This window comes from Klebsiella sp. (assembly GCF_027492335.1).
Lineage (GTDB): Bacteria > Pseudomonadota > Gammaproteobacteria > Enterobacterales > Enterobacteriaceae > Klebsiella > Klebsiella huaxiensis.
Map to the genome: position 1 here is coordinate 63185 of NZ_JAPUEW010000032.1, position 13912 is coordinate 77096.

General features: G+C 56.5%; 13 protein-coding genes. 11 read left to right on the forward strand and 2 right to left on the reverse strand.

The genetic code is table 11. The features are described 5' to 3' along the window. Positions 1-19: 19 nt before the first annotated feature. Complete coding sequence (locus QVF11_RS09700; RefSeq protein ID WP_112214943.1) at positions 20-1342, reverse strand: NAD(P)/FAD-dependent oxidoreductase; 1323 nt, start codon at positions 1340-1342, stop codon at positions 20-22. Positions 1343-1649: 307 nt separating this feature from the next. Here QVF11_RS09700 and QVF11_RS09705 point away from each other — a divergent pair, with 307 nt between their 5' ends. From QVF11_RS09705 to QVF11_RS09755, 11 genes are all read left to right on the forward strand, one after another. Next, positions 1650-2549 carry a polysaccharide deacetylase family protein gene (locus QVF11_RS09705; protein ID WP_112214942.1) on the forward strand — a complete coding sequence of 300 codons (900 nt, stop codon included), beginning with the start codon at positions 1650-1652 and terminating at the stop codon, positions 2547-2549. Between the two features lie 69 nt (positions 2550-2618). Continuing rightward, positions 2619-3023 (forward strand): nuclear transport factor 2 family protein, encoded by a 405-nt coding sequence (locus QVF11_RS09710; RefSeq protein ID WP_112214941.1) that lies wholly within the window; start codon positions 2619-2621, stop codon positions 3021-3023. A gap of 64 nt (positions 3024-3087) precedes the next feature. After that, positions 3088-4671: an ABC transporter substrate-binding protein gene (locus QVF11_RS09715; RefSeq protein ID WP_112214940.1), complete on the forward strand. Its 1584-nt coding sequence runs from the start codon at positions 3088-3090 to the stop codon at positions 4669-4671. Positions 4672-4793: 122 nt separating this feature from the next. Continuing rightward, complete coding sequence (locus tag QVF11_RS09720) at positions 4794-5756, forward strand: ABC transporter permease (protein WP_112214939.1); 963 nt, start codon at positions 4794-4796, stop codon at positions 5754-5756. A 9-nt stretch (positions 5757-5765) separates the two neighbouring features. Beyond that, a complete protein-coding gene (locus QVF11_RS09725) occupies positions 5766-6734 on the forward strand; it encodes an ABC transporter permease (protein WP_112214938.1) in 969 nt (322 codons plus the stop codon). Between the two features lie 11 nt (positions 6735-6745). After that, positions 6746-7729 (forward strand): ABC transporter ATP-binding protein, encoded by a 984-nt coding sequence (locus tag QVF11_RS09730; RefSeq protein ID WP_287856588.1) that lies wholly within the window; start codon positions 6746-6748, stop codon positions 7727-7729. Beyond that, positions 7726-8760 carry an ABC transporter ATP-binding protein gene (locus tag QVF11_RS09735; protein ID WP_287856590.1) on the forward strand — a complete coding sequence of 345 codons (1035 nt, stop codon included), beginning with the start codon at positions 7726-7728 and terminating at the stop codon, positions 8758-8760. The genes QVF11_RS09730 and QVF11_RS09735 overlap by 4 nt, the downstream gene beginning before the upstream one ends. Then, on the forward strand, positions 8761-9951 hold the full coding sequence (locus tag QVF11_RS09740; RefSeq protein ID WP_112214935.1) for an amidohydrolase family protein: 1191 nt from the start codon (positions 8761-8763) through the stop codon (positions 9949-9951). It abuts the gene before it with no gap. Next, positions 9951-11441, forward strand: coding sequence for a chlorohydrolase family protein (locus QVF11_RS09745; RefSeq protein ID WP_287856592.1), 1491 nt, complete (start codon positions 9951-9953; stop codon positions 11439-11441). Before QVF11_RS09740 ends, QVF11_RS09745 begins: the two co-directional genes overlap by 1 nt. Next, positions 11434-12660, forward strand: a complete 1227-nt coding sequence (locus QVF11_RS09750; protein ID WP_287856594.1) for an amidohydrolase — start codon at positions 11434-11436, stop codon at positions 12658-12660. The genes QVF11_RS09745 and QVF11_RS09750 overlap by 8 nt, the downstream gene beginning before the upstream one ends. 18 nt (positions 12661-12678) lie before the next feature. Continuing rightward, positions 12679-13386: a GntR family transcriptional regulator gene (locus tag QVF11_RS09755; protein ID WP_112214932.1), complete on the forward strand. Its 708-nt coding sequence runs from the start codon at positions 12679-12681 to the stop codon at positions 13384-13386. Between the two features lie 26 nt (positions 13387-13412). Here the strand turns inward: QVF11_RS09755 and QVF11_RS09760 are convergent, their stop codons facing one another. Further along, on the reverse strand, positions 13413-13904 hold the full coding sequence (locus QVF11_RS09760; protein WP_287856596.1) for a hypothetical protein: 492 nt from the start codon (positions 13902-13904) through the stop codon (positions 13413-13415). Positions 13905-13912: the final 8 nt, after the last annotated feature.

The following is a 13912-nucleotide window of genomic DNA, read 5'->3' on the forward strand; positions in this document are numbered from 1 at the left end:
TAACTCCCGCCAGTGGCGACTACATCGCTGTTTCTTTACGCCCCATATAGCGCTCCTTCCACAATGCACCCGCCACGCCGATATCCAGGAACGGGGAGGGTGGCATAAAGTTTGCTTGCCCCAGCGACTGCATGGCCGCGATCAGCGGGTTATCCTGCCCCAGTGCCAGGTCGGCGAGCAGCGTCCCGGCGATGGTTTGTTTTGACACCCCAGCACCGTTGCAGCCTCCTGCGGTCCACACCTGCGGCGCAAGTCGCCCCCAGACTGGCGCACCGTTGCGGGTCACGCTAATAGTCCCGGACCAGGTCCTGTCCAGCGGCACATCTCTCAGTTCCGGGTAGGCATTGTGGAACAGCGCCAGATGCTGGCGCGCGGCGTTGGCGGTTTGTCCCGCAGTGATGACGCCCCGCAGCGCCGGATCGACATGCTGGCGGATCAGAAAGCGGTGATCCTGGGTATAGCGCAGCGTGGCCCCGGCGATGGCATTCACCGGCGTCAGCCCCCAGCTTTCCATTGCGGGCAGGCGTTGGCGCTGCTCAGGCGTGAGCGGGGCTGTAATGCTGGCATAAGTCGCCATTGACGCCTGCCGGCTTATTACCGGGGATAGCTCGCGGGAGAGCGCATTGGTCGCCAGCATAATCTGCCTGGCCTGAATCGTTCCCTGTAGGGTTGTCACCCTGATGCCGCCGTTTTCGTTGTGAATAGCCAGCGCAGGCGTCTGATGGTAAACCGTGACGTTTTCCGGGAGATGGCGCGCGAGGCCCGCAATCAGTTTTGCCGGGTTAACCAGAATACAGCTGGGGGTATAGATGCCTTTACTGTAGATCCGGGTCCCTAACTTCTGATACAGCTCTTCGCTATTCAACAGGCTGTAGGGTTCCTGCATAAGCTGAAGATTATCAACGTACTCCTGCATAATGGCTTCGCTGGAGGGGTCAATCTGACAGTGATATTTGCCAACGTTTTCCCACTCGCACTCAATCTGCTGCGCGGTCACTGTTTCTTCTAACAGGCGGATCCCTTCCTGGAGCAGGGCACGATAGTCCTGCGCTTTTTTCAACTCGGCGGTAGAGCTACCGATATTATGCGGCAGGCCAATAACAAACCCTGAATTTCGGGCGGAGGAGCTGGTCGCCGCAGATTCGGCGTCGATAAGCACAATTTTCAGCTGTGGGTTGAGACTGGCTAACCTGCGGGCAAAACTCACGCCAGCATAGCCAGAGCCAATGACGACCCAATCAGCATTGATGTCTCCGCTCAGCTGCGGTCGTATTTGGCGGTCAATCTCATTAAGCGGCCATCCCACCTGATTTTGATTGAAAGGGATTGATGCAAATTTCACGGTTATTCTCCCTGTGGCAAAAACACCTGCATGGCAGATGTGAATAAGCTCGCCGGACTTCGCTTTGTTGGTCTGGATATCGAGTCGGCAAGTACAGCATGCAGCCAGGACATTCCCTGAATAATCAATATTCTGAATGATAATCACCTAAGCAACATTTTGCAGAATAACAAGGAACAGTCAAAATAACACCTCTCGCCATATGGATATAAATTCATCTTGCGCTGATATTTATTGCTAGCAATGATGCTATCTTGGTATGGATGTTGCTGCTGACAGGTACCCCCCCTGAACAAGAGGCGTTACCATGCCAACACCCGATATCATCTGGGAACTTGACTATCATCAGCGTTTCCCCTGGCGTTCTGCCGCCAATACCCCCGCGATGACCTGGCCAGAAGGCAAGCGGCTGGCGCTGTATGTGGCCATCAATCTTGAGCACTTTGCGTTCGGCTGCCAGGAGGGGGCAAAGCTCTCTCAGGCGGCAAACCAGCTCGATGTTCTTAACTACAGCTGGCGGGATTATGGCAACCGGGTCGGTGCCTGGCACCTGGCGGACCTGTTTGATGAATTGGCGATCCCGCCTGCGGTTATCAGCAATACGGCAATCCTCGATTACTGTCCGGACCTGCTGGAGCGCTGGCTGTCGCTATCTGATAGCGAGCTGATTGCCCATGGTCACACCAACTCCCAGCGCCAGGGCGACCTTGCCCCGGCGGATGAAGAGCGCCTGATTGGCTACTGTCAGCAGCGGCTAAGTAAATTCCAGGGAAAACCGGTCGCCGGTTGGCTCTCTCCCTGGATTTCTGAAAGCCCGCACACCCCTGATTTCCTGCATCGGCAGGGATTTCGCTATAACCTGAACTGGGCGCATGATGACCTGCCAACACCGATGCAAACTGCCAGCGGTACGTTGCTCTCGGTACCTTATCCGCAAGAAATCAACGATATCCCAACCATTATTCCCAATGGTGTCTCTATCGAGACATTCTGCCGGATGATTGAAGATCAGTTCAGCGAACTCCACCAGCGTAGTTGCCAGCAGCCACAGGTGATGGGTATTGCGCTGCATCCTTATATCGTCGGCCAACCATTCCGTTTGTATCACCTTAAGCAGACCCTGGCGCGTCTGGTTGCGCAGTGCGATGACGTCTGGCTCACCACGCCGGGGGAAATAGCCGAGCACTATCTCACCCAGGCGTCATAACGAAGCAGGGCCTGCACCGTAAACAGACTTATTGAACCGAAGCAGTGCACTTAATTGAGGAGAAGTACGATGACAACCATACATGAACAGGCCGTCGCGATTGTAAAAGCGTTCCTTGAGGCCTCAATGGCGCCGGACCCCGATCGTGCCGCCGCGTTGATGGCGGAAAACGTCCAGATAACGTTTACCGGTAAGCGGCGTATGGCCCGCGTCCACGAGGTGACGGCGTTTAATGCCGCCCGTTATCGCTGGGTCAAAAAGCAGCCCGGCGACTTCGAATGGATGGCTAAAGGCGACGATCATACGGTGATTTATTGCACCGGCACGCTCTATGGCTGCTGGCCGGACGGCCGCGAGTTTGAAGGTAATCGCTACCTTGACCGTTATGAGGTAAAGGGCGGGAAAATAACCATGATGGACGTCTGGAACGACAGCGCCGAATGGATCCTTGAGCATGATTCGAAGCAAAAATAGACAACATGGCATTGTTATTGCAATTGCTAGCAATGTTATTAGCAAACAATTCGAGTGGTGAATGATGAAAAAATTAGTGTTATCGCTGCTGGTAGGAAGCATGGTCGGGCTAATGTGTCAGCAGGCAAGTGCTGAAAATGTGGTTCGTTGGGCGACCGATGCCGATATCCCGACGCTGGATCCAGATGCGTATGCCTCGACCAAGGCGTTGACCTTCCAGAATCATATTTATGAAGCGCTGGTGCAGCGCGATGATAATCTGCAAATTCAGCCCTGGCTGGCGACCAGCTGGCAGCAGACCGGCGATACGACGATTCGTTTTAAGCTGCGTGAGGGCGTCAAATTTCACAACGGCAACGATTTTACCGCCGACGATGTCGTGGCCTCGGTGGCCAGGGTGACCGATCCTGCCTCGGGCATTCGTGCCAACGCCTCGACGATTAAAAACGCGGTGGCCATCGATAAATATACTGTTGATATTCATCTGGTGAAGAAAACCGGTATTGCGCTGAATGAGCTGACCGGCGTAATGATCATGGATAAAGAGTGGCTAACCGAGCACAACGCCCTCAAACCGACCGATATCAGTCAGGGAACGGAAGGTTATGCCACCAACAATACCAACGGCACCGGGCCGTTTATTCTGCAAAGCCGTCAGCGTGATACGCAAATGGTATTGGTACGCAACCCGAACTGGTGGAATGCGGCCCACGGCGGCAATATCGATAAGATTGTATTTAAGCCGGTGACCTCTGACGCTACACGCCTGTCAGGACTGCTGGCGGGAGAATACGATCTGGTAACGTCGGTACCGCTGCAAGATATTCCGCGTCTGCAGAGTAATCCAAAGATCAATATGCAGATCAGCCCGTCGCTGCGGGTGGATTATTTAAGCCTGAATATGCGCGACAAGCTTAACGCTAAAAATGAGAAGGCCGAAAACCCGCTGCAAGATTTGCGCGTGCGCCAGGCGTTGCTGATGGCTATCAACCGCGAGGCGATTACCCAGAAGGTGATGCGCGGCCTGACGAAGCCCACCAACAACTATCTGGCGCCGGATATTCCGGGTTACAACGCGGCAAGCAGCCCGGATATTGCCTACGATCCGCAAAAGGCAAAGGCGTTGCTGGCCGAAGCGGGCTACCCAAACGGCTTTAATCTGGCCTTTGATTGCCCGGAAGGCACCTATATTAATGCGGCGCAATGGTGCCAGGCGGTACAAAGCTTCTGGGCCAAAATTGGCGTCAAAACCAACCTAAACGTGCATCCGGCCAGCGTCTATGACCCGATCCTGGTCAATGGCCGCACCGATGTTGGCGTACTGGGCTGGGCCAACCTGCCGATCATGGACCCTTACAGCGTGGCGGTGCAGCTACTGCATACCAATGACGGTAAAAACTTGGGCACCTTTAATATTCCACGCTACAGCAATAGTGAAGCCGATAAGCTTATCGACCAGTCGGTGGGTGAACTCGATAATACGAAGCGTATTGCTTTACTCAGCCAGGCGGTGGCAATTGCCAATAAAGACCTGCCGTTCCTGCCGATGCATTTTGAACCGGTGGTGTGGGCCATGAATAAAAATCTACAATTAAAACAGACGCCAGATAACGTACAGCGACTTTGGTACGGTAACGTTACGCCATAATTAATTGTCTGCGGAATATTCATTGTTGGGGGGTAAATATCCTCGGGCTACCCGTACAGGTAATAGGGCGATGTTGCTCCCCATTTATTCGCGCAGACCATTATTTTAATTCGGAGGCAATAATGTTGTTTTTATTGCGTAAGCTATTTCAGGCAGCGATGTTGCTGGCCGGTGTCGCGCTGATCTCTTTTATTCTGTTTCAGTATCTTGGCGACCCGGTGGCGAATATGCTACCGGAAAGCGCCACGGAAGTGGAACGAATGCAGCTACGGGCCAGTCTGGGGTTAAATGACCCGGTATTTGTGCAGTTTTTACATTATATTTCCCGTTTGCTGCACGGTAATTTCGGCATCTCATATTACAACCAGGTATCGGTATTTCAGCTCATTATGGAACGCCTGCCGGCAACCCTGGAACTGGTGTTTGTCGCGGTGGTCATTTCGCTGGCCGTCGGCTTTCCGCTGGGCGTCTGGGTTGCCATCACGCGCAACAAAATCCTTCGCGAGGGGGTGCAGATCCTCTCGCTGATTGGCGTCTCGCTGCCGTGGTTCCTGATAGGCATTATGCTAATTATCGTCTTTTCAGTCTGGCTGGGCTGGTTCCCCTCCAGCGGTCGCGGCGAAACCGTCAGAATGGGCTTCTGGTCGAGCGGCCTGCTGACCGCATCCGGTTGGCGCTCGATTGTGCTGCCGTCGCTGTCACTGGCGCTGTCAATGATTACCATCATTATGCGTCTGGTGCGCACGGAAATGCTGGAAGTGATGAAAGCCGATTACATTAAATTCGCCCGCGCGCGCGGCATTGAAAATTACCGCATCTGGTTTCGTCATGCCCTGCGTAATGCATTATTGCCGGTAGTCACGGTCATTGGTTTACAAATTGGTGGGCTGATCGCCTTTGCGATTGTTATTGAGACCGTTTTTCAATGGCCGGGAATGGGGTTGCTGTTAATTCAGTCCATTAATTACGTTGATGTCCCGGTGCTGTCTGGCTATCTGTTATTTATCGCCCTGATATTTATTGTGATCAATACCATCGTCGATCTGCTGTATTACCTGATCGACCCACGTATGCGCGCGCAATAAGGAGCTTCGATGCAACCTCATCATTATTCAGATACGGCGGCGGGGCGAAAATTTACCACCCGTCTGGTGGCGCGCTGGCGCTCTTTTCTTGATAGCGATTTTTTTTGGTTATTCTGGCAAAGCAAAAGCGCGGTAGTCGCCTTTACCTGCTGTGCACTGATATTACTGTGCTCTTTATTCAGCCATTGGATCGCGCCGCACAATGTTTTTGATACCGCCGGTTTCGACTTAATGGACTCAGAATTACCGCCTGCATGGATGAACGGCGGCGAACCACGCTTCTGGCTGGGTACCGATGTGCAGGGGCGGGATATTCTCTCGTTGATGCTGTACGGCCTGAATATCTCGCTGATTATCGGGGGCCTGAGCGTGCTGGCCTCCGTGGCTCTCGGCGTCGCGCTTGGAGTTCTCAGCGGCTACTTCGGCGGCGTGGTGGATACGCTGATTATGCGTTTTGCCGACGCCATGCTCAGTATTCCCACCATTATGTTCACCCTGCTGGTCAGCGGTGTCGCGCGCGTCGCCATCCCAAAAGAGTATATCGGCCATTTTGCCCCGGCTATCCTGATTGGCGCGATTGCCCTGACCGGCTGGATGCAATACGCCCGCACGGTGCGCAGCCTGACTTTACTGGAAAAGGGGCGGGAATACGTGATGGCGTCGCAAATAAGCGGCGGCAGCCACCTGCATATCATGTTGGCGCACATTGTGCCTAACGTAATGCGTCCGGTGCTGGTGATGGCGACGCTGCACCTTGGTGTCGCCATTCTTACCGAAGCCACGATGTCCTTTCTCGGCGTCGGTATGCCGCCGGACCAGCCTTCGCTCGGTACGCTTATCAACGAAGGCAACCAGTATCTCTTTTCCGGGCAATGGTGGATTGTGCTGTTTCCCGCCACCCTGTTGGTCATTCTTTCGCTGGCGTTTAACGTGCTGGGCGACTGGCTGCTCAACGCCCTCAACCCTAAGCTACGCTAAGAGGAACGACGATGACGGCTTCTCCACGGGCGTTACTGGAAGTGAAAAATCTGAGTATTGAATTCCTGCACCGCAAAGGCAACCTGCAGGCGATTCACGATCTGACGCTGGCGATGCAGCCGGGAGAGATCCTCGGCATGGTGGGCGAATCGGGCGCGGGGAAATCCCTGACCGGGGCGGCTATCGCCGGATTGCTGCAAACCCCAGGACGCATCCGCGCAGGTGAAATCTGGTTTGCCGAAAAGCGTATCGATAATCTGGACGATGAAGCCCGGCGTCAGCTACGGGGTAAAGCGATCAGTTGCATCTTTCAGGACCCGCTTACCAGCCTGAACCCGGTGCTGACCATCGGACAACAGATAATTGAAACCATCCGTACCCATCTTCCCTTGTCGACTGACGAGGCGCGGGAGCGGGCGGTCGCGCTGCTAACGGAAGTGGGGATCAACAGCCCACGTCAGCGCATCGATCAGTATCCGCACCAGCTTTCCGGCGGGATGCGCCAACGGGTGGTGATTGCGCTGGCGCTGTGCGTCGACCCGCAGCTGGTGATTGCCGATGAACCCACCACGGCGCTGGATGTGTCGGTACAGGCGCAGGTCCTGGGCGTGCTGCGCCGGTTATGCGAACAGCACGGAACGGCAGTAATGCTGATTACGCACGATATGGGGGTGGTGGCGGAGGTCTGCTCAAGAGTGGCGGTGATGTACGCTGGGCGCATTGTCGAAACCGGGCCCGTCGCCAATGTGATTCGCCATCCTCAGCACCCCTATACGCGCGGGCTGATTCAGTCCATTCCGTCAATGAACGAAAGGCGCGAATACCTGATGCAAATCGATGGCGCAATGCCGCGCCTCAATGCTCTGCCGCAGGGCTGCGCGTTTAATCCCCGCTGCCCGCATGCCAGCGCACAATGCCGTGAGCAGCAGCCCTTGATGCATCACCGACAGGAGGCCCAGTTGGCCTGTTTCCATCCGCAAGGAGAATCGTTATGAACGAGCCATCGGGGCTGCCACCTGAAGTGGTGACCATTCGCGATCTGCATATTCGCTTTAGCCTTGGGCGCGAGAAAAAAACCTCGCTCTTTCGCCCGGCGGCGAAAAAGGAGCTGCACGCGGTGCGCGGCATTAGCCTCGCGATTCGTCAGGGGGAGACGTTCAGTATCGTGGGCGAATCAGGGTGCGGAAAATCGACCGTCGCCCGCGCGCTGGCCGGGCTTTATCAGCCTTCGTCCGGCGAGATAAATTACGCCTGGCGCAGCGGGCAAATGGCCGATGCAACAGGGCAAAGCGGCACGCAAATGATCTTCCAGGACCCCTACGCTAGCCTCAACCCGCGTTGGCGCATCGCCCGATCGCTGGCCGAACCGCTGGTGCTGGCGAAAAAGGTCGGCACCACTCGCCAGGCCAGAGCGTACTGTGGCGAGCTACTGGAGCAGGTCGGGCTTTCTGCGAGCGATCTGGATAAATTTCCGCATGAGTTTTCCGGCGGCCAGCGCCAGCGTATCTCTATTGCCCGCGCGCTGGCGACGCAGCCGGGTTTTCTGATTTGCGATGAACCCACCTCGGCGCTTGACGTCTCGGTACAGGCGCAGGTGCTCAACCTGATGCGCAAGTTGCAACGGGAGAATGGGCTGACCTACTTTTTTATCAGCCACAATATGGCGGTGATTTCGCATATCTCCGACCGGGTTGGAGTGATGTATCTTGGCAGGCTGGTTGAGCAGGGCAGCGTCGAAGAGATCTTCGCCCGTCCGGCGCACCCTTATACGCGCATGCTGATGGCGGCGATTCCGCAGTTTGACGCCCCGGCCAGCGCCCGCGAACCGATTCGCGGTGAAGCGCCCAGCCCGCTGTCTCCGCCGCCGGGCTGTGCCTTCGCGCCACGCTGTCCCTATGCCAAACCGCTGTGTCACCAGACAATGCCGCCCGCACATAGCCTCAGCGAAAATCATCAACTGGAGTGTCACTTCCCGATTGAAGTGATGGCCTGTTCCACCTCTATTCCGTTAGCGAAGGTATCGTAAATGACCGCCATTTTGCTGAAAAACGTCACGCCTTTTGATTCCTCGTCTCCCGTTGACCTGCTGCTTGAGGACGGGAAAATTGTCGCCAGCGCGGAGGCGCTCGCGCCGCCTGAATTCGCTACCGTGATTGACGGTCGCGGCTATCAGGCCTTTCCCGGCCTGGTGGATGGACATGCTCATCTCGACAAAACCCTGCTGGGGCGCGAATGGTATCGCAATGACGTCCCGCGCGATCTGGCGGCGATTATCGCCAACGAACGCGCCTATCGGCATGAACAGAGACCTGATGCGCAGGTGCAGTCCGAGCGGATCGCCCGGCGCGGCATTGCGGCAGGCACTTCGTTTATCCGTACCCATGTCGATATTGATAATGAGATTGGCCTGGCGAATCTGGAAGGCGTGCTGGAGACCCGCCGACGGTTAGCGCAGCAGGTCGATATTGAAATCGTCGCTTTCCCGCAGAGCGGAATTTTGCAAAACCCCGGCAGCGAAGCCTTGCTGGACCGCGCGCTGGAAATGGGGGCTGAACTGGTTGGCGGGCTGGATCCGTGCTCGTTTGACCGCGACCCGCAGCGCCACCTGCAAATCATTTTTGAACTGGCCTGTCGGCACAATAAAAAAATTGATATTCACCTGCACGAACGCGGCGAACTGGGGGCATTCAGTCTTGAACTGATTCTGGAATTTACCCGCCGTTATCAGAAACAGCACGCGGTGACTCTCAGCCACGGCTTTTGCCTGGGGATGGTGGAGCCCGCCCGCCAGCAGCGTTTTGCTGAGGAGATGGCGGAACTGGGCGTCAGCGTGGCTACGACCGCTCCTGCCGATATTGCTGTCCCGCCGTGGGAGCTTCTTGACGCCGCCGGGGTGGCGGTTTGCGCCGGAAACGATGGCGTACGCGATACCTGGAGTCCCTATGGCAACGGCGACATGATCCAGCGGGCGGTCACGATGGGCCTACGCTACCGCTGGCGTAAAGATAGCGAGATTTTGCGTGCGGCGCAGAGCATTACCCACGGCGGCGCGCGGGTGATGGCGCTCAACCATTATGGACTTACGCCCGGCTGCCGCGCCGATCTGGTGCTGATCCCCGGTCGCAGTATGGTGGAAGCGCTGGTGGAGGTCCCGCGCGAGCGGAAGGTGTTTAAAGGCGGCGTGCTGGTGGCGGACAACGGGGAGTGCCTTTTCTAATGACTGAGACAACAACGCGTATTCGCGCCGCCTGGGTCGTGGGTTACCGAGAGGGCGATCATTGCCTGTATGCCGACGGCGAAGTGGTCTATCAGGGTGATAAAATTCTCTTTGTTGGCCACGATTATCCGGGCCTGATCGATGAAGAGATCAACGCGGGCAACAGCCTGGTTAGCCCCGGTTTTATCGACCTCGATGCGCTGGGTGATTTAGACACCACCGTGCTGGCTTTCGATAACCAGCCCGGCTGGCGGAAAGGGCGGATCGTCGCCGATGACTGGCAGCGGCGCGATCTTTATACCCGCGAACAGCTCGATTTCGCCAAGCGTTACGCTTACAGCCAGTTGCTACGCAACGGGATCACCAGCTTTGCGCCGATAACCTCGATCCTCTACCGCCAATGGGCGGAGGGTGTCGACGAGTACCTTTATGCGGCAGACGTTGCTGAGTCTCTCGGTGCGCGCGCCTGGCTCGGCCCGGCGTTTATGTCCGGCTATTATGTTACCGATGCCGCAGGGAATTTTAGCCGCCGCGAAGACAGAGGGCAGGCCCGTCGCGGCCTTGAAGACGCGCAGCGTTTTTTCCAGCGCCTGCGCCAGCGCGGCGTACCAACGTTAAGCGGCATGCTGGCACCGGACCGAATTGAAGGCGGCGACCCGCAGTGGCTTGACGAACTGTCGGCGCTGGTGGCGGAACTTGCCTGTCCCACCCGCCTGCATTGCTGTCAGAGTGAGATGGAAGTCCAGGAAATCGCCAGTCGCTACCGGGGCAAGAGCTCGTTGGAAGTGCTCGACGACGCCGGACTGCTCAACCGCCACATGCTGCTGCCGCATGGCCAGTTTTTGGGGGGCGCGCAGCCCACGCCGCAGCGGATTGCGCAGGATATTACGCGGCTGGCCCATTCCGGGGCGACGGTGGTCTCCTGTCCGCTGGTTTCCGGTCGTCATGCAAAATATCTCGAACAGTATCCGCAGCTTAAGGCGGCTTGCGTCAATATGGCGCTCGGCACCGATACCTTCCCGCCGGATATGTTCAGCAATATGCATCTCGGCGTGATCCTGAGCCGGGTGGTGACCGGCGATATCGCCGCCGCCAGCAGTGCGGATTATTATCGTATGGCGACAATTGGCGGGGCGCAGGCGCTGGGGCGCGATGATTTGGGGCGGCTCGCGCCGGGCTGCCAGGCGGATATGGTGGTAGTCAACCTCGATCAGCCCGCGCTGGGCCAGATATTCGACCCTATCGCCGCGCTGGTATTGAGTGGTAATGGGCGCGATGTTACCGGCACAATCGTGGCCGGCCGCAAGGTCTACTGGGAAGGACGTATGGTGCAGGCCGGTTACGATCTCGCAGAACTGCATGCTCAGTCGCAGCATGTATTCCGCCATATTCTGGACAGCTACCCAGAACGGACGGTTAACCATCCGCCGCTGGCGGAGATTGTGCCGCCGACTTTTCCGCTTTGCCGCCGGGGAAACGCCGATGAGTGAACGCTATTTATTGACGAACGTCCGTCTGGAGCAGGGGTTTATCCGCCGTCAGGGCGTGGTGCAGGGCACCGAATGCGCGGAGTTTACCCTTGATATCGTGGACGGTAGGATCCACGCTATCTATGCCGGAATTCAGCGTCTGCCGGGCGTCGCATGGCAGGATGCCCAAGGGTATCTGATGCTTCCCGCCACCCGCGATGAACATATTCATCTGGATAAAACCTTTTATGGCGGCCCCTGGCGTGCGGCGCGGGAGAACGGAGCGCAGGATATTTTTGCGATGATCGCCCTTGAGCAAGAGATACTCCCGACGCTGCTGCCCACCTCGGTGCAGCGCACGCATGCGCTATTGCAGCTATTACAGCAGCAGGGCACGACGTACGTTCGCAGTCATTGCAATATCGAGCCGGTCAGCGGTTTGCAAAGCCTGCGACATTTGCTGGAGGCGCTGGCCCCCTGGCGAGAGCGGCTGCAGTGCGAGATCGTGGCCTTTCCGCAGCATGGCCTGCTGCGTTCGGGGTCGCTGTCGCTGATGCGTGAAGCGCTGGCGCTGGGCTGTGAATGGGTCGGTGGTTTGGATCCGTCAAAAGTGGATGGTGATATGGTCCGTTCGCTGGAAGCGACGCTGACGCTAGCCGTTGAAGCGGGTAAGGGCATTGATTACCACCTGCATGAAGATAAATCGACCGGCATTGCCTGCATCCGCTATTTACTGAATGCGCTAGAACGGGAGCCGACGCTGCGCGGCAGACTGACGTTGAGTCACGCCTACTGCCTGGCGCAAGTCGAACGTGCGGAACTGAGCGAACTGGCCGGGCGGATGGTGGAGCTTGATGTTTCGCTGGCGAGTTGTCTGCCGTTGGGCACGGACGTGATGCCGCTGCCCTATTTACGCGAACGCGGTGTGCGCCTGTTAAGCGGCACCGATAGCGTTATCGATCATTGGTCGCCGTTTGGTTCTGCCAGTATGCTGGCGAAAGCGCATGATTGGGCGCGGCTGTATACGCGCGGTACGGAGTTTGAGCTGAGCCGGGCGCTGGCTATAGCCACCGGCCATTGCCTGCCGCTTAGCGACAGCGGCGATATGGCCTGGCCGGAAGTGAACGATGAAGCCAGTTTTATTTTGCTAAATGCTGCCTGTTCGGCACAAGTTGTTGCGCGTTTGCCTGCCGTTGAGGCAGTCTATTTTCGTGGAAAAAGAGTCTGGGCCAGAGAGTAAATCAAGGTAGAGAACGTAATGAGTGAAAAACTGACGCCAAAGCAGCGTGAAGTTAACCGGGTAGTGGAATCGCTCACCCAGGCTATCGGGCAGCATAAGTTACGTCCGGGAACGCGCTTAATTGAGGCGCAAATCGTCGAGGCGCTGCAGGCAAACCGTAATCATGTACAAACGGCGCTACAGCGCATGGCGGGTCAGGGGATTGTCACTATCGAACCTAACTATGGCGCGATGGTGGCCCGGCCAACGGCAAAGCAGGCTCGCGAGGTATTTATTGCTCGTAATGCCATCGAGTGCGCGATTATTTCCTGCATCACGCCGGAAAAAATGGCGCTTTTCGCCGAAGAGATTGCCAGCCAACAGCATAACGAACACCAGTCGCTGCACGCTCAGGACCGACGGCGCATTGTCTATGAGCTGGGCGCGTTTCATGAGCTGATGGCGCGGATCGCCGATAACGACGTGCTGCGCGATATCCTGAACAATTTAATGGTGCTGAGTTCGCTGATAGTGATGCTATATCAGCAGGACGTAACCACCCACTGTCAGTGTGACGAGCACAGCAATATCATTACCGCGCTGAAGGTCGGGGATTCAGCTCATGCCCAGGATCTGATGAGAGAGCACCTGAACGATCTGCTACAGCAGCTAAATCTGGACGAAACTCCGCAGAATTTTATGACCCTCGCGCAGGCACTGGAGGTGGGGCAGTTGGAAGCTGAATGAATCTCTGGTGTCAATGCGCCAATCGGTTATCGTTGCGCGGGTTCATCCATTATTTTTTCGCATAGCCAGTTGAGACTTTCTTTAATCGATTTCCACCCCTCATCCTCCTGAATGGCGATGCCACCAAAGGTGGGGGTGCTTCTCGACTTCAGCATAAAATACTGTATTCCCGCAAACAGGGTGGTAATGATGATATTCAGCTTCTCAACATCACCCGGATAGCCTTCCGCCAGCCGTACTTTAACATCCAGCCCCCAGCGCTCCAGCGAAACGTTGAGGATCTCTGTCAGTACATTAGGGCTGCTGACTTCCATCGCCAGGATTTCCTGCGTCAGCGGACGAGCCCGCAAGGCATCAATGATCTTATCGATAAACAGCTGCAAGCGTGCGCTGAAAGGCATGGCGGCAATATCATACCCGGCCAGAAGTTCATCGACGGAAGGCCAGAAACCTCCGTGTTTAAACCCTCTACGTTTCAGGACAAACAGCAAAGTACCGGTCTCACATGCGCCCCTCACGTTGCCGC